Origin of the sequence: Collimonas sp. OK412, assembly GCF_900112135.1 — a bacterium.
GTDB lineage: Bacteria > Pseudomonadota > Gammaproteobacteria > Burkholderiales > Burkholderiaceae_D > Collimonas > Collimonas rhizosphaerae.
In genome coordinates this window covers 194,910-218,797 of sequence record NZ_FOLC01000008.1, presented here as the reverse complement: position 1 = coordinate 218,797, position 23,888 = coordinate 194,910, and the positions used below count along the sequence as shown (strand labels likewise).

General features: G+C 55.3%; 10 protein-coding genes and 1 pseudogene. All 11 read right to left on the bottom strand.

Annotated features, from left to right (window positions below; translation table 11 throughout):
• Nucleotides 1-232 (bottom strand): transposase (locus BM062_RS11370; RefSeq protein WP_139220030.1); only part of this gene is annotated, 232 nt, incomplete at its 3' end.
• A 96-nt stretch (nucleotides 233-328) separates the two neighbouring features.
• Nucleotides 329-969 (bottom strand): annotated as a pseudogene (locus BM062_RS26235) (transposase); the annotation flags it as partial.
• A gap of 79 nt (nucleotides 970-1,048) precedes the next feature.
• Complete coding sequence (locus BM062_RS11360; RefSeq protein ID WP_092396852.1) at nucleotides 1,049-2,392, bottom strand: TonB C-terminal domain-containing protein; 1,344 nt, start codon at nucleotides 2,390-2,392, stop codon at nucleotides 1,049-1,051.
• 16 nt (nucleotides 2,393-2,408) lie between these two features.
• Nucleotides 2,409-4,133 carry an Hsp70 family protein gene (locus BM062_RS11355; RefSeq protein ID WP_092396850.1) on the bottom strand — a complete coding sequence of 575 codons (1,725 nt, stop codon included), beginning with the start codon at nucleotides 4,131-4,133 and terminating at the stop codon, nucleotides 2,409-2,411.
• Between the two features lie 357 nt (nucleotides 4,134-4,490).
• Complete coding sequence (locus BM062_RS11350; RefSeq protein WP_092396848.1) at nucleotides 4,491-4,790, bottom strand: hypothetical protein; 300 nt, start codon at nucleotides 4,788-4,790, stop codon at nucleotides 4,491-4,493.
• 13 nt (nucleotides 4,791-4,803) lie between these two features.
• Entirely contained in the window at nucleotides 4,804-18,675 is a 13,872-nt protein-coding gene (locus BM062_RS11345; RefSeq protein WP_092396846.1) for a LysM peptidoglycan-binding domain-containing protein, read from the bottom strand.
• Nucleotides 18,676-19,299: 624 nt separating this feature from the next.
• The gene (locus tag BM062_RS25540; protein ID WP_175500965.1) at nucleotides 19,300-19,965 is read right to left on the bottom strand and encodes a discoidin domain-containing protein; all 666 of its coding nucleotides are present in this window, start codon (nucleotides 19,963-19,965) and stop codon (nucleotides 19,300-19,302) included.
• A gap of 1,121 nt (nucleotides 19,966-21,086) precedes the next feature.
• Nucleotides 21,087-21,266: a hypothetical protein gene (locus BM062_RS11335; RefSeq protein ID WP_092396842.1), complete on the bottom strand. Its 180-nt coding sequence runs from the start codon at nucleotides 21,264-21,266 to the stop codon at nucleotides 21,087-21,089.
• A 65-nt stretch (nucleotides 21,267-21,331) separates the two neighbouring features.
• Complete coding sequence (locus tag BM062_RS11330; protein ID WP_092396840.1) at nucleotides 21,332-22,030, bottom strand: DUF2968 domain-containing protein; 699 nt, start codon at nucleotides 22,028-22,030, stop codon at nucleotides 21,332-21,334.
• A gap of 139 nt (nucleotides 22,031-22,169) precedes the next feature.
• Entirely contained in the window at nucleotides 22,170-23,537 is a 1,368-nt protein-coding gene (locus tag BM062_RS11325) for a sigma 54-interacting transcriptional regulator (RefSeq protein ID WP_092396882.1), read from the bottom strand.
• 11 nt (nucleotides 23,538-23,548) lie between these two features.
• Nucleotides 23,549-23,884: a DUF4282 domain-containing protein gene (locus BM062_RS11320; RefSeq protein ID WP_175500964.1), complete on the bottom strand. Its 336-nt coding sequence runs from the start codon at nucleotides 23,882-23,884 to the stop codon at nucleotides 23,549-23,551.
• Between the last annotated feature and the right edge of the window lie 4 nt (nucleotides 23,885-23,888).

Here is a 23,888-nt window from a genome sequence, read left to right as displayed (position 1 = left end):
TGATCGGCAGAAGTTGGCAAGTTCCCGCAGCGGCTTCACACGGCACGCTGCCAAACTGCTTGCGCCAGGCAAAGACCTGGTTGGCGTTGACGTTGAACTCGCGGGCGACGCGTGACACCGAGGCTCCAACGGCCTGCGATCTGGCAACGACATCACGCTTGAATTCGGTGGTGTGCCGGCGATAGGGGCCGCGTTTGGGTGACGAAATGACTGGTTGAATTTTTGTGTCCATAATTGAATTTGTGGGCACAATTCATTTCGCACCCAATTCAATCATGCGGACATCGGATCAGGCAGTACAGACGTTACTGGGAAGACGCTTACCTTTCATCACGCGGTAGAACCGTTTATGGTTCACAGGATGCAGTCCGATCATGCCGCGCGCGATTCACCAGTGCGCCGGCACGGCGGTAGCCATAGGTCGGCAGCGCAACGATCTCAGCGCGCACTGCGTCAAGGAGCACGGCATCCGAAGCAGGATCAATGCAGCTCGCAGTGCGGCCTCAACCCAGTCGTCAGGCCGATGGACGAGTTCATGGACATGTGAGCGCGCCCCCCCGAGAATCTGGCAGACCGTCTTCATTGGTCGTCCTTGTCCGACAAGGGTGAGCGCGCAATCCACTTTCGCTCTCGAGCAAGCTCGACTGCCTCCTTGAGAATCTCGTTCTCCATCGTCTTCTTGCCCAGCATCCACTGCAGTTGCGCGATCTGCGCGCGCGCGTTTGCCAATTCACTGGCCGGCACGACCGACTCTCCAGCACCCACTGCCGTCAGCGCGCCTTCGCGATCGAGCTTACGCCAGTTGAACAGTTGGCTAGCCCCTATGCCGTGCTGCCTTGCTACAAGGGAAACACTCATCCCCGGCTCGTAGGTCAGCCGAACCAGGTCGGCCTTTTCTTGCGCCGACCACCGGCGCCGACGTTGCTCCGTCACAGTGATTACTTCGCTTTTTTGGTTATTTCTAGTCATATTCACAGTCGTATTCCTATGCGTAAAGATAACGCATAAACTGTGTCCAGTCATTCAGGGGGCTATCTCACTCCGATAGTTATTTTTCCTTGGGTCTTGATGCAAACACGAATTTTCTAGGTATCTCACTAGGAAATGGTTGTGTTTTCTGGATCGCCGTCAAAACTGCGTCGTCGAAGCCAGGTAACTCGGATGGTTTCAGCTTATCTGCTTTCTTGATAAAACCATTCCCATATAGCTCGACTTCATACTCGACCTGCGGATTCCCGAACAAATTAGCTGGCACTTCGTATTGGATTTTCGCCTTCACGCTTTGGCCAAGAATTTCGCCGGGACTCATCAGGGAATAGGATGGTTGCTGATAACTTCCAATAGGTGGCAGAGTCGGCGACGGTACCGGTGTTGGTGTGCTCATTCCGCCAATGACCCTTAACCCAGCGACAATCACCATGAAAATGATGAATTTCCAACCTCCCCCGCTCGACTGGGACACAGGTACAGGTTTTGATACTTTCGGCTTCGCGGACTGAAAATGTATTTTTTGCTGCCATTGAGGTATTTCTTTACTCATTTGGTGCCACTGTAAAATATTGTCGGCACTGGTAATGATCGATATCCAATTGGGGAAATTATTTGTAAGGTGTCCCAGTATCGGCATTTTCATGATGAGCTCATGATTGCTCGGCAGTTTACTGTCACGTAATCGTGCAATGACTTTCTTTTGCTCATCGAAATACGGTCCGGTCTGGCGATTGAACATGACACGTTCATTGATCGCCGCGTTCAGGCGATTGCCAACATACCCTAGAGAAATCAAGCGTCTACTATCTTCCGCCCAGTTGAATATTTTTACGGCCGCACCAAATAAGGCTTCATGTCCTGGTCTCCATCCATTAACCAACAAGGTAGCCACCTGGCGTTCAAACAATTCGCGCGCCGTTAGATTAATTAGCCTGCTGTCCTCGAGAAAACGATGCAAGGCGCTCCTCCAAGGTAAATCAGTGGCCAGGCGACCACTACTTACCAGCTCGTCACAGCACGCCTGGAATTCCACGAAGATATCGTCTGCCAACTTCTTCGAATCGAATCCCGTCTCTACATTGTCAGCATTGGATTCGGATTGGCTAACCTTCAATACGGAGCCAAATTGCACTGGTACGCGCGGTATTCCAAAATTCATTTGCCCTTGCACATCGCCCTGAGGCCGAGCAACAGAGGGATCTGCTTGTACTGTCTCGTGTGCGTTTGAACGCTGTACCCATTTCAACGCAGCCTCATAGGTTTCACGCAGTGCCTGGAAATCTGCGGCATCTTCTTCCTGATCAATCAGCTTCAACTCACGCGCATAAGCGCGCTTGACCATGCGTTCGTCGGCACTGGCGTCGAGCGCCAGCCTCTTTAGAAAATGAGGTAAGTTCTGCATGGTATACGCTGGATTCTCACTGCACTGGATCGGTAATCGGATTGAGGAAATTCTGGCGCTCGATGCCGTCAAGCATTTCTTCAAATGCTTTCCGATTATGCAGGATCACGCGCATATCCTGTGCATCCAACATTCGCTCAAAAGCGAGAACCTGGACACCCAACATTTCCCGCTCCCTGCCGCGTAACTGCTGGTAGAGACGCTCGCCGCGCGCCAGCAAGGTTCGGAATTCAATTCGGTCGCGCGGATGAATTTTCAAATCAGAGAGCTCGGCGAAACGCTCGACGATGTCCTCCTCCGATAACACGCCAGGATTGCCCTCAATGAGCAGGGAATAGGTCTTTTGTGTTTTCAAGACCGTTACTTCCACTTGCAGCAATCCGTTGACGTCATAAGTAAATCGCACATCGATTCCAGACTCGTTTCTTGACTCCTGCGGCAACAAGATCTTCAGATTTCCAAGAGGAATATTGTCCTTTACCATACGAGCTTCACCCTGGAATACATTCAAGTCGATTTGCGCTTGCTGGTCGCGGACAGGAAAATAGCGTTTCACGCGACTTGTTGGAATTGTGCTATTACGTTCAATCACCGGGTCAAAATGCCCGGGTGATTGGGTGCCATCGTTGAGTTGCATGGAAATCTCGATGCCCAGCGAATAAGGAGACACATCGGTCATGACAATCTCATCCAACGCCGCGTCTTTCATCTTCAATCCAGCCTGCACTGCGGCGCCTAACGCAACCACTTCATCTGGATTGATATCGGCGGCAGGAAAGCGACCGAACATACGCGCCACCATGCGTCGCACAATAGGCATACGCGTTGCGCCACCGGCCAAGACAATATTATCGAGTTGAGAGACCTGCAAGTTCGCGTCGCGCAGCGCCGTCTCGACCGGATCACGCAGGCGCGCAAGCAACGGTGCGCAACAGCGCTCCAAAGCCGACTCGTCGATCTCCATTTCGTAATCTGCGTCATTGTGTGCGACACGTATCGACGCACGCGGAGATTCGCTCAGCATGCGCTTTGCGGCTTCACATTGCGCCGCCATACTCTGCATGAATCTCGCATCCTTTTTTAAGCGTGCCGGCAGCTTGTTGCGCTCAAAAAATTCTTCTATCAAACAGTGCAAAAAATCTTCGCCGCCAAGAAAATTGTCGCCAGCTGACGCTCGAACTTCCATTACGCCTTCAAATAGATCGAGGACAGACACATCAAAGGTTCCGCCACCCAGATCAAATACCAGGAATTTGCTTTCGGCCCCTCGCAGGTGTATGCCGTACGCCAATGCTGCCGCTGTTGGCTCATTAAGCAGACGATCCACTTGTAATCCTGCTAGCTGTCCTGCAGCCCGCGTCGCCTTCCGCTGTGCGTCCGAAAAATACGCGGGTACGGTAATGATTGCTTCTGTAACTGGATGGCCGAGTGCCGCTTCCGCATCCTCTTTCAATGACCGCAGCACCAGAGACGACAGTTCCTCTGCTCGAAAATCGCGATTGCCAAGGCGAATCAACTTTCCGCTTCCCATGTGGCGCTTGAACACAGCGGCTGTCCGATCGGGATGTGTTTGCAAACGTTCGCGTGCCGCTCGGCCGACAATAACGGTACCGTCTTTATCGAGGCTCACACAAGATGGCGTTAACACATCTCCTAGAGCGTTCGGAATCAAGCGCGGACCATTCGCTTCCCATATTGCGACGAGACTGTTCGTCGTCCCCAAGTCGATTCCAACAATCATTATTCCCCTCCCCGAAAGTCCCATATCCTATCTGGGTATTATCAATTTGTCTCGGGTAACAATTGCACGAATCTTTGACAACGCGGGCAAGTTGATGACATATGCGCCAACATTACGCAATATCGAACAGACGCCATTGTGTTAGAGGTCGCCGCCTCATATCGTCCTTCGCATCATGCCCCAATATCCAACAAACCATCACGGTTTATCTCAAACACTCCCTCGCTAGGCAGGCTATTTGCCGTCGTTACTTTACTTGGCGATCGAGATATTTTCGTCGTCAGCGCCATGGGCTTTCTGGGTACTCGTAGCAGTCATCTGACCGACGACCGAATTGCCAATTGTACTGGCAGAGATCTATCCCGGGAAAACAAACTCTTCGAAGTCTTGTAGAAGATGGGCCCCCTGAATTTTGTCTCCATTCTTATAAGCAGCTAAAGACTTGCTTAGTAGCGCACGTGCATAAGCCACCTCAGCCTTGTCGACCGCCGTCAGATCAAAAAAATCTAGTCCATTGTTTAACTCGATAAATGCTTTATCCAAGTTCATCTGATCTTCGGCCGCAAGAAAATCAAATTGTCTAAACTTATCAGGAGCACTAACAATCACTACTGACAGAAAATTCAAGAGATCGTTTAAATTTTTAACGTGTTGCATCTATGTTTTCCTATCACGGAATACTATATGAGCCACCTTCGATGGTCGGCCGCACGATGGTAATTCGATTACCGCCAGAGAATTTGGAAAAATCTATAATTTGTGACGTGGTATTCCATTTGAAGCCAATTGTCCCATCGAAAATTTGACCCGCAGATGGCACCCTAACATCAGGAATACGGTACGCGCCCGTACCTGCCGGGTCTCTCAGGTATTTGTTGATATTAACAAATCCATCAGGAATTTGTTCGGCCTGTATCCACGTATCAAGATAACTTTGAGCGATCCGATCAGTACGTTGACCAATAATTGTGTTTCTCGAGACACCGGGTCGTATTCTCAATGCCCCGCTAGCTTCAGCATCCAAAACTTCCTGGTAGGCTACATCCGTAAATTGCTGATACCGACCGAACACGGAATCAGAAAGTTCCTCAGTAGACAGGAAGCCAGAACGACCAATCGTTGGTCCAACGAAGTTAGTACGGAATGCGGCTTGCGCATCTAAAGTTGCATTTACGACAATTTTTTCTTTTGCCCATGCCCAAACTTCAGGCACACCTTTGGCTGCAACGCCAAGCCCAACACCCAAAAAGGTTGACGTGCTCAATTCCAATGTAGAAAAGCCGCTGCGCCCAACTTCTCCGCCACTCAGCACGTGGACGGCATTATCCAGCAATTGTTGAGTCGTATTAAATACGCCCCCCGCTGCGCCACCCGTGATGGCGCGCCCCAGATATCCAACTCCGACTCGTGTAGCAACATAACCAGCCACAGGCGCTGTCATAACTGCACTGACCCCGGCAGATGCTGTCTTATACGCGAAATCGCTGACGACACCGCCCATCGTGTAGGGTATTGTTCCTTGAGCTGCCGCACGGTTAACTTTCTCCCGATTGGCAGCAAAATTACTCACCGGAAGACGAGCTAACTGTTGATCAGATAGCTGGTTATAGTCAGGAGTCGTCAGGAAATCTTTGATATCTTGAGCGTAGCTTGCTAGTTTCTCCAAACTAGTCAGTCTTTTCTCTGTGATCTCGACTTTCTGCCATCCATCGTCAATGCCGTCATCGGCGTCCGTGCTCATGATACTGGGACCATTTAATAAACGATCTGGAGAGTTCTTTACTGACGTACTATCCGCGAGCAACTGCATTCTGCCGTTCACAATATCGGCTTCATATTGGCGAGTCGCGGCTTCGAAATCGATAGTTCGCGTGCTTGCCCCTGTCATCTGATCGACAACCGCGTTACCAATCGTACTGGCAATGACATCTCCGGCAATCGACCCGATGTTTTTGCCGACGCCACCGCCACGCATCAAGGTACTCACGATACCAGCAGCAGTCCCTCTCGTCGCCTGCTCAAACGCCTTCCCCATATCCCAGTCATGTACCCCGGCGCTAGCCCCATATGCGGAACCGCTGGAAATCGCCGAAATCGCAACGCTGCGCCAATCGAAAGTACTTTGCAAACCAGTCGCAACACCAAGTCCTTGCGTTGCGGTGGAACGGACGGCTCCGCTCACCACAGCATTCGTAAATCCATTGGAACTGAATGTCCCGGCGCCGATTCCGGCGGTAACACCGGCGCCCACCGCCCCCATGGCGACACCGCTCCAATTGAATCCATTTTGCTGGCCGCCGGAAATCATGATCGCTTGGCTAGCAAGCGCACCGACCGCTCCACCGATTGCAGCTGCGCCGATACCCGCCATTCCGGCCCCGGTCAAACCGCCTCCCACTGTTGCTATCCCGGCGCTCCATACACTGGCGCCCGCGACGGTAGTAGCACCGGCGCCAGCCCCTACGGTAGCAGCAGGCGCCAGCATCTGGGCTGCTGCACCAGCGGTATAGATCGTCACTACAATCGCCACTACCAATGCAATCATCTGCACAAAACCACCACACCCGCCATCCGCAGAAGGCGGTGGCGGCGGCAACGGCTCTGTCGGCAAGTACGGCAAAGTATCGCCAATCGCCTGCCCCGGGTTATAGACCCTGAAAGTCGACGCCGTATTATGGAAGTTGCTGACCTTGTTAGGAATCGAGATCACCTGCCCCGCCACAATGTGGTCGCCATTGGTCAGTCCATTGGCATCCGCAATCAGGTACCACAAGGTCGAATCGCCCCATACCGCGCGCGCGATCGAGCTCAGCGTGTCGCCATCCTTGGCTGTATAGCTGGAGGCTGACGCTCCAGGGTAATCGGCGTTGATAGGCTGGTAGTTCTGGTCGAAATCAGCCGAAGCCACAGGTTTTCCGTAACGGAAGAAATTGCCCGACGGGTTGCCGCGCTGCGCCAGTTGCTCGGCGTAGGAGATATTGGTCGGTCCGTTATTGCTGATGTCGCCGATCAGCTGCCCGTTCAGGTAGTAATAGCGCTGCGTGAGGCCCAATGTGGCGCCGATCATCATGTCCCGGCGCAATACCTGCCCATACTGGTCGCTGGTGTATGTCAGCGTCTTGGCGTTCTGCAGGGTGTTCGACATCGTGCCTTCGTTAAACGAATGCACTTGTTTCACATGGCCGTTGACGTCATAGGTAAAGTCCGACAATCCCGGTTTCCAGTACACCGCGTTCGGATTAGCCGGGTCAGTGCCCCGTAAAGTGATCTGGCTTTGCTTGGCTTCATCCCACCACACGAAACTGGTATCGGTATGGACGCCGGTGCCGGCGGCCTTAGATGGATCGTATTGGAAACTGTGCGTCACCACGCCCTGGTCGGCGCCGGTGTAGTTGCCGTTGCCGTCCTTCAGCCGATAATCGTATTTGGTGATCGTCGTCGTGGCTGTGCCGCCTACCGGGGAATTGACCACCGTATCTTGCAGAAGGCGATTGTCAGCGTCGAACTGGCTGGCCTTGTTGTAGATGACGGTGCTGCCGTTATCGGCATATTCAGAATAATTCTGCACCCGGCCCAGCAAATCGTTGCCGCGGCGAGAACGCAATACGCCGTTGATCCGCACATCTTCCAGGTAACCGTCGCTGGTGTAATCGTATGCCTCGCTGTGGCCGTCGGCATAACTGGCGCTGCGCCGCTGACCGGCAACGTCGTAGCCGATCTGCACGCCATTGGCGCCCAGTCCGATGACGCCGTTGCTGAGCTGCCCCATGGTCAGCACGAAGCGGTTCTGGCTATCGTACTTGTACCAGAAGTCTTGCGTTGCCGGAGCGCCGCTGATGGCGTCGTTGTAACTGCTCAATACCCGGCGGCGATTGCCGTTGGCATCGTACTGGTACTGGATGTGCGCCTGCGGATCGACATAGTCGACAACCCGGTTCAGTTCATCGTATTTGATGTCGGCCAGCTGGTAGTAAATCCGGTTTGCCGGCGCGTCGGCTGTGGTGTATGACTCGCGGGTGCGGTTGCCCTCTTCGTCGTACTCGAAATACGACAGCATATTGAGCGCATGGTCGGTGGTGCTCTTCACATAGCCGTTGGCGTAGTAGCTATAGTCGACATTCTGACCGGCCTTCGAGGTCTGGTTTTTGAGGTGTGCTGCGTAGTCGTAGCTGTAGGTCACGACGTGGCCGCCGAAGTCTTGGTGGGTGGTGGTGTGGTGGAAGTAGTCGGTCTTGTCGCTGGCGCTGCGCGAACCGGTGTAGCTGGTGACTTTCACCCAGCCGCCCACCGGCAGGCTGCCGACGCCGAGGATGGTCTGGTCGTAGCTATAGGTGTAGGTGACCTCCTGTCCAGCATAACTGCGCGTGCGGATTACCCGGCCATCGGCGTCGTAGTCGGTGGTTTCGCGCTGCTGCATGGCGTTGGTGTGGCTGATGCGGTTGCCCAGCGTGTCGTAAGTGTAGCTATCCACTGACGATACGGCTGTTGGGCCAGGATTACTCGCAGTGCCAGGCTGACGGGCCGCATGCACAACCTGGATCAACCGTCCTGCCTTGTCATAGGTATTGGACGTGACGCGTCCCAGTTCATCGGTCGCTGTGCGCAGATCGCCAAAAATGTCATAGGCATTTGTCTTGCTCCCGCCGTCGGCGTGAAACTCTTTCGTGATACGGGCATTGTTGCCTGTTGCATCGCCAAATCCGGCAAGCTGCGTCATGCTGTTCAGGTTGCCGTTGGCGTCACGCACGCCAACCAGGTGGCTGGAGGCATCGTAGTAATACTGGGTGGTCGGCGTTGCCCTGACGGTGCTGCCGTCTTCCCGGGTGACGTTGGTTTCCGGGGCTTGCTTGACTGTCAGCTGGCCCATCGTGTCGTAGGTGAGCGTTGTACGGTGGGTCAAGCCATCGATTTCCGCCGTGATATCACCAAAGGCATTGCGCTCCTGGATGCGGTGAATCGCTGCCTGGGTATTAGGAACATCCGGCGCCGTGTTGTTCAAGCCGGTAATGGTCCATTGCAGCTGACTCGTAGTTGACGATTTATCAGACTTGATATTCAGAACACCTTGCGCCCTCGGATTGCCGCTCGGAGGCGCAACCGGCTGGCCGTTGGCGTCGTACAGATCGTAGGCATATTCCAGTGATACTGTCCCGGCACCTGGGCGCAGCGCATCGACATTCCATCGGAATTTACCTGTCACGTCGCGGGTCAAGGTGACCGGTGTATAGTTCCCTGTCGAGCCCGCATTGCGATATTGCAATACCAGTGTTGTGGCATTCGGTGTCGGCGGATTAAAAGTCACCGTGGCAGGCGCAGCCTCCAGGGTATGCTCAAACACCACCGGATCAGCCCCTATTTGCATGCTGCCGTGCGCGGCATTGACAATCGTGCCGTTGGCGTCCAGCGTCTTATACTGGAAAGTCACCCTGTAATTATTGAGACGATCTGCCACCACCGTGCTGGCATCCCAGTTGAATTGGTTGTGCACCGCATCCCACGTGTTGAGCTCAATCGTCGTCGGCGGGCCGCCATCCACCGTATACGTCACCAGCATCTTCGCCGAGTTTGCCGGTTGATTATTAAAGATGACGTTCTCTGGCAGATCGGTCCAGGATTGTAAAGCCGATGTCGCGCCCCCCGGCGTGAAGGTGCCGGAAGCGCGATTGATCATGGTGCCGGTGGCGTTGGCTCCCGTAAAGGTTTCAATAAAGTACTCATAATTGCCACTGAAACCTTCCGTACGCAGGGCAAACCAGCCAGGCGTGGCAGCCGTACCTGCTATGCCGGCAGGGCCTAATGTCTGGATGGACCATGCTTCGGCCGTACCGGCATGACGATAATGCACCCGCACCGACTGGGCCGCCGCGCCCTGGTTAATAATATTGAATGCATTGTCAGGCTTATACCAGACATCCTTGATATTGACGGCCTGTCCGGCGCCGCCTATCGGTTGCGGCGACTGTGTGATATAGGCATTGCTGGCGGAGAGCAGCATGGTGCCTTTCTCGACATTGAGTACATTGCCGCCTGCATCCAGGGCGATGTATTGCAATTCGAAGGGACCACCTTCGCCCGTGCCGCTCCAGTCTTGATAAAACCAGCCATTAATCACGCCGCCACCGGTATCGTTGGTCAAGCGCTTGGCCGTGTCAATAATCCATGGGCCGTCGGTGCCCGACGGACGAATCATCACCACCAGGCGATCCGTCGATGGAGATTGTCCCTTGTACAGGATCAACGGTTTCGTATTGGCCGCGCCTGTGGCCGTGTCATCGTACGAATACGTGCCTGCGGCATGATTAGGCAAGGTAATGGTGGTTCTGGCGATCAGGAACTGGCTTGTTGGTGAACCATCAGGTCCGTCCTGATACACCTCGACCATCAGCGACGTTGTCCCGCTTCCCGTCGCTGTCCAGGAGGCGTGAGATTGCGTAAACGTGAGTGTCCCGGTACTGGCAGAAACAGCGGCAGCATATTCCCCTCCGTTAATCTTGACGTGGAGATTGCCGCCGCCATAACGCAGCGAGGGGGGCACCGTGATGCTGTAAGAGCGGGTAAGTACCGTCGGCTGACCGACAATATCCATGGTTTCTTTGGTACTCCTGAAACTGAAATTCACGGTTTCTATCTTGCTAATCGATACCGAGCCCTGTACAGCCTGTGGCGGCAGCGTCGCCGTATTACCTGCGCTTGCCTTGGTCGGCCCCACCGTCACACCGCCTGCCGTGAAGTTGCTGCCGGCTTCCTGCGTCAGGAACTGCTGGATAGTGCCCATGTTGTGGGCGCTCTGCATGGTCGGCTGGTAGGTATCGGTCAGCTGATTGCGGCGGTCGTAGATGCTCACCGTCATATGGATGCCGCCGGCGGCAATCGCTGCCTGCACCACTGGATCTGGCGACGTTCCTTGCGCCTGGCTGATCGCCAGGATCTGCGCCAGTGTCATGTTGCGCATATCGGCGCCGGCAGACTGCAACAGCACGGTGGCGTTGCCATTGGAATCGTATAAATAGGCCTTGGTTGCGCCGTCGCCGGCGTTGGTTTTCCAGAGCCGGCCTAAGCTGTCGTATTCGGCAAATTCTGCCGTGCTGCCGTTGACGCCCTTGGCGACGACTTCACCATAGGCGTTGTAACGCACTTGATGGGTGTCACTGCCGACAAATTGCTGCTTGCTTGGGTCCCCGCCCACAGCCGTTACTTGCTGCCGAGATAGCTCACGATTAGCCGCATCATAAAGAATCACGGTGGCGTCCCAGCGGTTTCCGCCATCGGAATTTTTACTTAAGACGCGCGCCTCAGTGACATTGCCCACCGCATCGTAGAAGTATTCATAGGAGCCGTCGACGCCCTGCGTCGACTTGCGACCCAAACGACCTGCGACATCGTAAGCGAAGTTGGTAACACGGTCATCCGCGCTGTTCTTGCCACGCACAATCGATTGTTGGACGTTGCCCAGGCCGTCATACACTGTGTCGGTGGTGGGCCGCACCGAGGCGCCCTCAAAATCAATAAAGCTGGCGCCTTGCGCCCGCGTCTGCCTTCCCATCGCATCAAAAATCCAATCGCTGACATCGCCGTTGGCTTCGGTTTTTTCGATGACATTGCCTAGGCCGTCATAGATGTAACGCGTAGTCGCAGCGCCCGTGGCTGTCACTAATCCACCAGTACCGTTGAGGCTGGAAGTGACCAGGTTGAGCCGACTCTGTGTCAGCAAACGATTGACATGATCGTAACTGGAAGTGGTGATGCGGTCATTACTGTTGCTGCCGGCATTCTGCGCCAGCTGACTGACAACGCTGTCAGTAGTAGCCACTATAGATAGCCGATTGGCGTAACGGTATTCCACGGTGACACTGTCATTCTGGTCGCGCGTCCAGACCGTCAGATAGTTTTCAGCGTCGACTTGCGCGATCTTCTTGCCCACCTTGTTATAGTAGAAAAAGGTTTGATTACCCAAGCCGTCTGTCTGTGAAATCACATTGCCTAGGGCATCATACTGTTGGAAAGTCTTAATTTGACCGAAGGTAATATTGACGTCGGTGCCGCCAATAGGCCGCTGCGCAATGGTGGCGCCGTTGACCAGCGTCTGCACTTGCCGATTGTTTCTATCGTAGCTATAGATGGTTTCACGGAAATTGCTACCGTTGGCCACCGTCGGCCGGGCGTTAGCAGCAGGCGTTGGCACCGCGTCTCCATAAACCCGGGTGCTGGTCATATTGCTGGCGGCATCGTAGCTCCACACCGACAGCGTGCCGGCGGCGCTCAGCTCGGCAATCTTGCGGTTGGCGGCGTCGTAGTACCAACTGGTGCGATTGCCATTGGCGTCCGTGTAGGAAGTCTTGTTGCCTGCCGCATCATAGGTCCAGTGCTGGGTCGGACTGCCGACCGACCACCCCTTGGCGTCGCGGATCGTGACCGCATCGCCGCTTTGGGTGATCAGGCGATTATTCTGATCGTAAATGTAGTTGGTGGTACGTTGCTCCGGCAACCCTGCCGCTTCAATCATTTGCGTGCGGTTGCCGCGTGCATCGTAACTGTACTGCTTCACTACCGGCACCAGCACCCCGGCGCTATTACGCGAAGTGACCGGCAGGGTTTCGCTCAACAGCAGGCCGCGGCCATCGTAAGTGCTGGTGGTAACACCGCCCACCTTGTTTTGATAACTGATGCGGTTTCCCGCGCCGTCATAACCGAACAACTCGAAATTGCCCTCCGCATCTGTGCTCTTGAACAGGCGATCGTTCTGGTCGTATTCCAGCTTGGTAGGCGCATCAGCCGCGCTGGCAGTCAGCGCAGGCTGGGTCGATGCCGACAGCGGACCGCTGACCGGCATCGCGTAACGCACTACCAGACTTGGCTTGCCCGACGCGGTATAACTTGTCTGCGTGGCATAACCCAGCGGATCGATTTGCAGTACGACCCGGTTGTCTTGGTCATAGTAAAAATAGCCGGCATTGCCCATCGGATCTGTGACTTTAACCGCGTTGCCAAACGCATCGTACTGGGTTGCCGTCACTGCATATTGCGGTGGGCCTTTGTCGTCTACACCGTTATTCAGAGGCACAGACGTGGAGGTTTTTCTGCCGAGTGCGTCGAATTGCTGGGTGGTGGTGTAACCACGTTCGTTGGTGATGCTGACGGCGTTGCCCAGTGCATCGTAGACGTAGCCCACAGTTCCCGCTGCGGCGGTGCCAGCGGCCTTGGTTTGCTGGGTTACTCGGCCGGCGGCGTCGTACACATAGACCGTAACGCTGTCATCCACTGTAGGAGCGGTTATAACCGGGATAGCGACGGGTTTCGCATATCTGACGGTTTGCGTCACATACCCATTGGCGTCATAAGTCTGCTGCGTGACAGCGCCCATGGCGTCGACGCTATAGATTCGCCGATTGGCCGCGTCGTACACATAATTGCTTGTTTGATCAGCACTGCTGGAAGAGACTGCGGCCAGATTCGTCGTCGCCGTCAGCGGCCCTGTCAGCGGTGTTACATAATCGGTCCGGCGCACCACGTTATTGTTGTTGTCGTAGCCAATCTGGCTGGCTGCCCCCGCCGCATTGGCGGTATAGATCAGGCGATTGGCGCTGTCGTAGACATTCACGACGTGCCCATCGTGGGCAGGATCAGCGATGCTTGCCAGCTGTTGTGCAATATTCGCCAGTGTCGCCGGCTGCCCCACCGGGATCGTCTTGACGTAAGTAATCCGTTCGATGCTATTGCCGTTGCCGTCGTAATGCTGCTCGACTACCGCACCGCTGGCATCCACGATGTAAATCGCGCGCCCCAAGGCATCGTAGGCGATTTGTGTAATCCTGTCGTGCGCCGCATCGGCGGCTGGTGCCGGTAACGCAACGGCATTGGTCTTGAGAACGGCAAGATCGTTTGCGCCAAGGCGCGTGGCATAAGCCAGCCGTTTGACGACATTGCCATTGGCGTCATAACTGTTTTGCGTCACGGCGCCAGCGGCATCGATTATCCATATCAAGCGGCCGTCGCGGTCGTAACGACGCAACTCTGTCGCGTCCGCTGCATTGCTCGCCAGCCTCGACTGGATGTCGGCCGGCACAGGCGCTGCCGACAAGCCGTTCAGGCTGATCGGTGTAGCGTATTTGGTGGTTTGCAGGACACGGCCGTTGGCATCGTACGTTGTCTGCGTCACATCGCCTTGCGCATCGACAGTGAAGGCCAAACGGTCATTTGCATCGTACACATAACGCGTCACATTGCGGTTCGGATCCGTCACCGTGACCGCATTGCCTTTTTTGTCGTAACTGGTGTTCGTGGTCAGGTTCAAACCGCTGGGATCGACATGCTGTTCGATGCGACGTCCCAGGTTATCGTAGACATATTGCGTTACCGTGCCGCCAGGGCTGGTCACGGTCAAGACATTGCCGCTGCCGTCGTAGCTGTATTGCGTCGTCAGCTTCAAGCCGGCTGGATCGAGCGTCTGGCTGAGCGCCTGTCCCTTCAGGTTAAAGCTGATCTGTGTCACTACACCATTGGCGTCCGTCGTCACGACTTGCTGGCCCTTGGCGTCGTACTGGTATCGGGTAGTCAGGTTCAACCCGTTCGGATCCACCTGGCGCGTGAGCACACGATTGGCCGCATCAAAGCTGAAGGCTGTGATCGTGCCCCTGGCATCGATGGTGCTGATCAGGCGATTGGCGTGATCGTAGGTGCTGCTGGTGGTCGTCGTCAGCGGCGCCGCCGTCGACAGCAGATTGCCGTTCTTGTCATAGCTGTATTGGGTCACATTACCCAGGCCGTCAGTGACGCTCTGCGTCTGGCCGTTGCGGGTCCTGACGGTCGTCACCGCCACGCCTTCCGGCGTGGTCAAGGTGGTGCTGCGCGCCGTCGTGTTGTAGCTGTAGCGCGTCACGTTGCCCAGGCCATCGGTCTGCGTCAAGGTGCGATCAAACGCGTCATACGTCGTTGTTCGCTGCGCATTCAGCGGGTCCACCGTTTGCACGATTCGCCCCAGGCGATCATAGCTCTGGCTGCGGCTATTGCCGTTGGCATCCACGCTGCGGATCACCCGCCCGAACGCGTCGTATTGCGTGGTTGTGGTGGCATTGACGCCTGGCGCATCGGCGCCGGTACCGACCATCAAGCCGCGCCGGTCGTAGCTACTGGTTTGCGTCAAGACATGGGTGGCGTCGATATTGGTGGTGCTGGAGACCCGCTCGCCAAAGGCATCGTAGCTATACGTGGTGATGTTCTTGAGTGCATCGGTGCTGGTGGCCAAGGTGCCGTTGGCGTTGTACGTAAAACCGTTGACACTATCCAGGCTACTGTTGCGCACGGCGTTCAGCGCGCTGGTCAATGCTGCGTTCACCAGGCCGCCGGCCAGGCCGCTAGTGCTGATCCGGGTGCCGTACTGTACCGTGGCGACCAGCTGGCCGAGGCCGTTGTATTGTTTCTCCGATACCTCGCCCAGGGCATTGACCGTCTGTGTCAGGTGGTTGTCGACATCGTAGAAGAACAGGGTTTTATTACCGTTCTGGTCGGTCGTGCTGATGCGCCGCCCGGCTGCATCATAGGCATGGGTCAGGCCATAGCTGGTCCAGATGGCGTCGATTTGCGCCTGCGTCTGGTTGCCCGTCAGCTGCGCATTGCCTTCAGCGCTCAACTCTCCCGTCAGACGGCCCTGGATGTCATAACGGGCACTGATGGCGCGCACATCGCTGGTGCCTGCAGCACGGATAGTCTGGCTCAGGTTGCCGGCGTTGTCATACATGTACTGCGTGACAGTGCCTTCCGCATTGGTCTGTTGTTTAATGCGGTTCAAGGCGTCATAGTCTGTCGCCGTCACGTGATCGTCAGCGCTGGCCGCAGGACGTATGTCAGCTACCGTCGTATTGGCCGCTACCGTTGCCGTCACCTTGTTGGCGTAACGCACAGTTTTAACGACATTGCCGTTGGCATCAAAGACCTTCTCGGTCAGATACCCTTCGCCATCGATTTCTCCGGCAATCTGTCCCTTGCCGTTTAACAGCAGTTGCGTGACGATATCGCCGGTACTGGCCGCAGGCTGCAATTGCGCCAGCGTCCCCGCAGCGCGCAGGCCGGCATCGACCTGCGTTGCATAGCCAACCCGGCTGGCCACATGGCCCGCGCTATCGTAACGCTGCTCGGTGAGATAGCCTTCCGCATCCAGCGTGGCCCGTAGCAACCCGTCGTTGTCATAGAAACTGCGGCTGACCCGGTCTGCGTCCGATGCGGTTGGCGCAATACTGTTCGCACTCGGTGCACTACCCAGATTGCTGGTATCGACAAGACTGGCATAACTGATGGTACTGACCAGGCGGGATGCGCCATCGTATCGATACTCGCTCACCAGCCCTGGCTGGCCATCTACCATCTTCGATAAGCGATTTGTACTGTCATAGGCGCGCCAGGTCTTGCGGTCAGCGCTGCCCGCAGCAGGACGGACAGTCGCCAGCGTGGCCGCTGTCAGGTTGCCGGCCGCATCGGCCAGTTGACCGATATCGATGGCGGTTGCATAAGCAATGGTTTGGGTGAGCTGATTGTCCTTGTTATAGAGGTATTCCGTCACGCTGCCGTTGCCGTCGATATCGGCGATCTTGCGGCCGTCATCGTCGTACAGGATGAAACTGCGCACGCCCGTCGGATCCTGCGTCATGCGCAGGCGGTCGTCGGCATCGTAGACGTACTGCGTCGTGCCCAGCACCTGGCCGGCATTGCTTTGCTGGACACTGACCAGGCGGCCGGCCTGGTCGTAGGCGCTGATGGTGGACAGCCCGTTGGCCTGCGTTACCGTGGTCTTGTGATTGGCGTCGTCGTAGCTGCTGATGGTCAGCTGGTTGGCGGCATCCTTGCTGGTCAGGATCCGGCCCAGGCCATCATAGGTAGCTTGCGTGAGTCCGCCGCGCCCATCGGTCGTATTCAACAGTAACCCAGCCTGGTCATAGACGTACTGGATCACCGTCTGGCTGCCATTGGTCACGCCATTACCTTGGGCATCGATCGCACTCCAGCTGGAGGATGTCTGCAATTGCCCACGCGCATCGTAGACCATGTCCGTGCGGGTGATCTGCGTTTGATCCTGGCTACCCGCCCACGTGTTGAGTGCCGCTTCAGTCGGCACTTCAACCATGCCCAGATTCGCTACACCGTAGGTTGCACCGGCATATTGGATGCTGCTGGTACGCTCGCCGTAGCTGTTGTAACGGTATTCGGTGACGCGCCCTTCTGCACTCACCACAAAGCGCAGCCGGTTGTGATTGCTACTGTCATAAATATAGCGCGTCGTCAGCGGTGTGCCTGGCAGGCCCGCGCCGGTGCCATCCGGATCCGGCACCAAATAAGTCGTTTCCGTCACCAGCTGGTTATTGCCGTCATACGTCCGCGTCACCGTATTGCCGGCAGCGTCGCGCTGCAGGACCTGGTTGCCGTTGCTGTCGTATTGCATGTCGATGGCGTGGCCCTCGCCATCGACCACCTGGATCACGTCGCCCGTGGCGTTATAGCTGAAGCTGGTGCTTGCCGCCACGCCGGCCACTGCCGGTGTCGTGATGCGGGTCAGCTGGCCGGCGCTATCGTAGTCGTAGAGCGTCTTCAGACCCAGCGGATCGATCACCGTGGTGCGCCCGCTAACCGTATCGTAGCTATAGCTGGTGATATGGTTCAGGCCGTCCTGCACGGTCGCGATCCGGTAATCGGCGCCGACCTGGACATAGGTAAAACTCTGGCTGCTGCCGTCGCTCTGCGTCACGCTGGCGATCCGCTTGCTGTTGCCGTCGTAGGTATAGGTCGTCCGGTAGACCTGGTTGTCGGAGATGGCGTTGTCGGCTGGCGTCAGGTCCAGCGTCACGGTCGATAGCCGGTTGCTGGCGTCGTAGCCGTAGCGCACCCGGGTCAGGGTGTGGCCGTCGGCAGTAACGGTGCGAATCTGGCTCAGGTTCGTGCCGTTGTAGTCGTAATAAGTGGCTTCGCCCGCGGCATCCGTCACGCTGGCCAGCAAACCGTTGGCGCCGTAACTATAGGTGATGGTATTGCCGTTGCTGTCGGTCGACGACAGCAGCCGGCCCGAACCGCTGCCGTCGTACGTTTCCTTCAGGCCGCTACTACCGTTAGACCAGACCAGCTGGCCGTTCCCGGCATTGACGCTGATCGTGTTGTAAGCGCCGCTGCCGTCGGTGCTGATATACAGCTGGCGAGTAGTGTCATACAGATAAGTCGACTCAGAGCCGTCGCGTCCGGTACGTACGATGCTGCTGCCCGCCGCCGACAAGCTGCCGTTGATCCGCAACTGCTGGCTGTAGACCCCGCTGGACCAGTTATCGCCGTTGTCGTCGGTGAACTTGCCCTGGCTGTTATAAGTGCGCAGCGCCGCAATATCGATGCCGTGGTTCACCAGCATGTCGTCGCGGTCTTGCAGGACCAGGTTGCCGCTGAAGACGTTGACATAGGTCTGCTCGCCATTGCGACCCTGCGTAGCCACTCCTTGCGCGCCACGCTGGCCCAGCGTGTTCATCGAAGTCAAACTCACACCAAGGCTGTTGCCGCTGACGATCGCTACCATAGCTCATCCTGTCTTCTGAAAGTATTGTGCGCGAACCTCAGAAAACCAAAAACCGCTTCCTGACGCCGCTCCTGTCCAATACATCCTTGCTTCACAGAATTTGTTTAGCGTTTTTTAAAATATTTTTAAAAATAATTGCAAATATTTTTGCAGTATGGATTCTGGGCCGATCTTATCCTCTGAAATTACAATTATTGCAACACAATGGCGAACTAATCGTCCGCATTAAACTTTATGAATGACAGTTGAATATATGGATAGATGATGCCGATTCTTACGGATGGATCTCCTACCAAACCGCGCATCACGGCGACGAGACTCTTTCGTTGATTCTCATCAGAACTGCCACGCGAGATAAAAAAGGGACCATAAATCGGCGAATTATTTGTGCACGAACGTGTGCTGTATAGACGTGACTGGGAAGACGCTTACTGAGATTCTAGGGCGCTTAATTTCGCGCTTACAAATCAGTCGTGTGACGGGCCGTCCCAAGTTTTCTTTCTTTTACTGGATTTGGAAGTACGTTTACGGCTCAGACGGAGAAGCCGACATTTCGTGTTTGCCGGCGAAGTCAACATATTTCTGTCGAATATTCGCCCGCCACAAAGCCATTTCAACGACAGCTTATTTGTACACCTGAATTTCTCGCCAGCCTACCCAACTCGGACTAGCCGTAGTTTGGATGCGAATATAGCGCGCCGTAATCCATGTTCCAAGATCGACGCTTAACCATTGATTGTCAACGGTTTGCCCCGACAACACCGCAACCTGTATTGCCGGATTAGGTGTCGTACCAGCATAGACAATATGAGTAGTGCTGCCATTTGGAGATTGACTTGTGAGAAGTCGAATTTGTTTAACACTTTGAATTGCCCCAAGATCCAGCTCAATCCATCCAGGTGCCATGCCGCCCGAAACCCATTGAGAACCCGGATTTCCATCTACCGCATTTGACGCGGGCGCATTTACATATGTTGAACTTGCCGTAGCTTGGATATTCGTAATTGGATTAAATTCGTCGACCACTGCATTGAATACCCGTCCCTCTACATACGTCCCAAGATTACCAGTGACAGTAAGATAGTTGCCTAGGCGTGGATTATTAGTTAGCTTTGCGTTCAGGTAGTTACCTGATTCTGCTGGTATAACTGGGCTATTGTTCACTTGGACATAAGCAGGCGTTCCGTTCACCCAGTATAACCAGCTGCCATCTTCCGCCCCTTTATATTCAAGACGCAAAGATACCGTTGACCCGATAGGAAAGGTAAACGGTAGGTTATTTGCGTCCACGAAAGGCCTGTCATCGCATGGGGAATATCGTCTCACCGTGACAGCATTAGACCCGCTTGAATTGGTCAGATAGATAGACCTATAGTCCGCTTCAGACACGATCAGTGACGGACCCACCGCACAAAACCCTCCCCCATTGCACGAATCTAAGCTGATTGTTTCTTGCGCAGAAATATTCTTCCAAGCGCTAAACGTGGCATTGCTAAGCCACGCAAATCCTTGATCATATGGCGTAGCCTCAGCATGGTAATTCATCGCTTGTGTACTGGAATTATATGCCCAAGACTGTGTGGGGCCTGACCCGATCCAGGTTCGTGGGTAGTATGGAGATACAAGCATTGCCCACCGATTCGTTGTTGTCGGATACGACAACGTCAGATTTTCTGGATCTGAGCCGTTAGGGTTTTGAGAGCATACGAGGCCACCGTTGTGAGTTACCAATCCAGATGCAAGCTGAAAGCTTGAAAAATCATCGCTAAAAGCTACTTCACCGCTGGCAGTCGACGCCGAAAGGCATGCGGCGGACCAAAATATGGCTTTCACATATCGCATTGTTTTTCCTTTTTTTGGTGGTTATAGATACCGCGAAATCGCATGCTGCCAGAAACTATTAAATGGGTTGCTGTTAGGCCGAAGGTCTCAAGCGTGGGCGAAATTTGGACGAAAACGGAGACGTTTCCAGCCAGCCCCAGACCTAGCTGCTTTTGCGCATCTTAATGTTTATGCGGTCTACGGTGGTCTGGAGTGGTTTGTAATGGTGGAGACGGCGGGAATCGAAACCGCGTCCGAGATGTGGCAAACGGTAGCCAGATCGCATAAAAACTTCATATCAAGGGTCGTCGCTCAATTTCAAAATAGTTCAGGTGCGAGAAATTTATCCGTTTCCCCTTGTCGCATGGCTTGTGCCATTTTGTCTCTGATCTCCAACACTTGCTGAAACAACGAGTCGTTCCCAGCATAGATCGTATTTTTGACATAGTCCGCCAAAAAGAAGCATGATTTTCTGAGACATTTAGATATCGTTTCGAAATTACAACAGATGTTGAGCGTCGGCTGCAACTTTAATCACATGTTTTAAACAATTCCCATATTTTACAAAAATATCGCGTAACATATTGATTTTAAACAATTATAATTTCCGGCTCTCGGCACCAACAGACATAAGGCTTCCAGAAATGGAAGCCTTTTTGTTTTGCCTCATCAGAATCGGCGGCCAAGCCCGCCATCACGCTGCCGCGCGGCTTGATAAAGTCAGTCGCGATGGCGCCAGGCAAAAAAATCGGGACACGCAATATACGCATCCCGATATTGTTTCCTGCCGCACGCCGAGGCGAGTCCCCGGCGCTAGATCCGCACCGCGGCGGAATTACTTCTTGCTGGTGGCCTTGGCGTCGCCGAAATTACTGTTATCCAGCATGGTCTGCTGGGCTTCCAGCGTACGGATGCGGGTTTGCAAGCCGCGCAATTCGTTGCGTGCAGCTTGCTGCTTGTTGCTCAGCAGCTGTGCCTGCTGGCGCGCCTGGTCCTGCTGGACGCTGACGTTCTGCTCTTGCTGCTGCTGCACCACCAGATCGTTCTGCAAGGCGTTGAGGCGGGTTTCCTGGGCTGCAATCAGCTGCTCGGTGTAGGACTTCTCCGCTTCCAGCTTGATGCGGCGGATATCTACCTCGGCCAGCTTTTCGGTCTGGCCGACGAAGCTCTTGTAGATTTGTTCGGCTTGCGCGTCGGACGTGGTTTTCACGACGCGCCAGAAATTCTTTTGCTGGAACAAGGCGACATAATAGGTGCGGCTCTCCGGCTTGAACAGCAGGCTGGAGCCGTAGTTGCCGTTATAAGTGGTACGCATTTCGCTCACACCCTGGCTCTGCATCAACTGCTGCAGTTCGCTGATGGTGCTGTTGGCGCTGACGGCTGCGGGCTGAGGGGCAGCGACGGCTGGAGTTGGCGAAGCTGCGGCCGCTGCGGGACTGGCAGATGAGGGTTGCGCCAAGACGTTGACCGACAAGCCGGCAATGAACATTCCCAGTCCTAAACCGCGGACCGCATTGCGTACATTTACATTCATCCCCTGATTCCCTTCGCTAACTTTAATTTAGTCGATATTAGACAGCATGCGGGCAATTTTATCTGCAATCCTGTTGTTGCTGGGCATTGTTTTCACCCAAACCATTATTGTTGCTGTTTTAATACTCGTCCTTGACAAATTATTCAGCCTCGCCGACCGCTTCCGTATCGGCGATCTGGAATTTGCGCATCTTTTCCCACAGCACTTTACGGCTGATGCCCAGCGCATGCGCGGTATCCTGGCGCCGCCAGCCGTTGGCGTCCAGCACCGAAAGAATCCGGCTGCGCTCGGCCAGGTCCCATTTCTTGCGCACCGCGGTCAGGTCATTGCCTTCATTGACCCGCTCCATGGTGCCGAGCTTGTCGAACACCCGGTCGATGCGGACCCGGTCCCAGACGCCCAGCTGGCGATAGATGATGCCGACCCGCTCTGCCACATTGCGCAGCTCGCGCACGTTGCCGGCAAATTTTGCCGCCGCCACCAGCTCCAGCAGCCAGTCCGGCGGCGCCGGGATCTGCTCGTAGGTCTGCGCCAGCAAGGTATTGAAAATCGCAATCTTGTCGATCCTGCCGCGCTCTTCCAGGTTAGGCACGCGCAGCTCGATCACCGCCAGCCGGTAATACAGGTCGGCGCGAAACATGTCTTGCTGCACCTGTTCGCGCAGGTTGCGGTTGGTCGCCGCCACCAGCCGGAAATCCAGCTTGACCTCGGTTTGCGAGCCGAGCCTGGTGACGGTGCTCTGCTCCAGCACACGCAGCAGCTTGACCTGCTGATACAAGGGCAAGTCGCCGATCTCGTCGAGGAACAAGGTGCCGCCGTCGGCCTGTTCAAAATAACCTTTGTGCGCCAGCAGCGCGCCGGTGAACGCGCCTTTGGCATGGCCGAAAAACAGCGACTCGAACAAGCCGTCCGGAATGGCGCCGCAATTGACGGCGACAAACGGGCCATGGCGGTAACGGCCATGGCGCTGGTGCAAAAGCTGTGCGATGCGCTCCTTGCCGACGCCGGTCTCGCCGATGATCAGCACGCTGGATTCGCAATCGGCAAAGGCTTCCGCTTCCGCCACCAGCGCCTGCATGCTTTCGGATTGCGCAATCAGCGGCTGCGGCGCGCGATCGGCGCTAGCGCTGGCGTGCAGCTCCGACGCCAGGCGGAACACCAGCTTGCGCAGCTCGGCGCAGGTAAAGTCAAGCATCAGGATATGCGAGTACTCGACCGGATACACACGCGGATTGGCGGTGCGTCCTACTTCGGCCACCCAGATCACCGGCATGCCATGCGATTTCTGCCAGGCGTCGACGGAAAACTCGGCATGCTCGATCACCGTCACCGAAATCACCGCCAGCGACGGCCGCGACGCCACCTGGTCACGCGTCACCGCCATGCCGTCGGCCCGGATCACCTCGATATCGAAACTCGCCAGGCATTGCGAAATCCGGTCGGCAATATCCGAACTGCCTTCCCATACGTAGATGTCGAGACTTTCTTGCAAAGGTTTGTTTTGCATGGTCAACTCTTTCAGTCACCTTCGCGCAAGGCTGGTTGGATCGTTACTGCCGTTGCGCCGTGACGTGCTAATAAATCGCGGATTTCAACCAGTCGTTCGTAAATATTGAATGCCAGGATCAGGAGTTCGCTGAACAGGCGCCAGATAAGCAGAGAAAACAGCAGGGCCACCAATGTGAGCAGCATCCTTCCTATACCATCGACGGTGTTAACCAAGCTGGTGGCCCCCGCCGTCAGGATCACAATAATGCCGACCCAGTAGATCAGCTTGATTAGAACCGGCGCTATCAACCGTTCAAATCCAAAAAAATAAAACAGCTTCGCCAATCGTTGATGCGTGTTCGTCATATCG

Bases quoted from the DNA above. Each gene is read 5' to 3' on its own strand.
- BM062_RS11350 (WP_092396848.1), bottom strand. From the start codon at position 4,790: ATGCAACACGTTAAAAATTTAAACGATCTCTTGAATTTTCTGTCAGTA.
- BM062_RS11355 (WP_092396850.1), bottom strand. From the start codon at position 4,133: ATGATTGTTGGAATCGACTTGGGGACGACGAACAGTCTCGTCGCAATA.
- BM062_RS11325 (WP_092396882.1), bottom strand. From the start codon at position 23,537: ATGCAAAACAAACCTTTGCAAGAAAGTCTCGACATCTACGTATGGGAA.
- BM062_RS11345 (WP_092396846.1), bottom strand. From the start codon at position 18,675: ATGGTAGCGATCGTCAGCGGCAACAGCCTTGGTGTGAGTTTGACTTCG.
- BM062_RS11320 (WP_175500964.1), bottom strand. From the start codon at position 23,884: ATGACGAACACGCATCAACGATTGGCGAAGCTGTTTTATTTTTTTGGA.
- BM062_RS11360 (WP_092396852.1), bottom strand. From the start codon at position 2,392: ATGCAGAACTTACCTCATTTTCTAAAGAGGCTGGCGCTCGACGCCAGT.
- BM062_RS11330 (WP_092396840.1), bottom strand. From the start codon at position 22,030: ATGAATGTAAATGTACGCAATGCGGTCCGCGGTTTAGGACTGGGAATG.
- BM062_RS11335 (WP_092396842.1), bottom strand. From the start codon at position 21,266: ATGCGTATATTGCGTGTCCCGATTTTTTTGCCTGGCGCCATCGCGACT.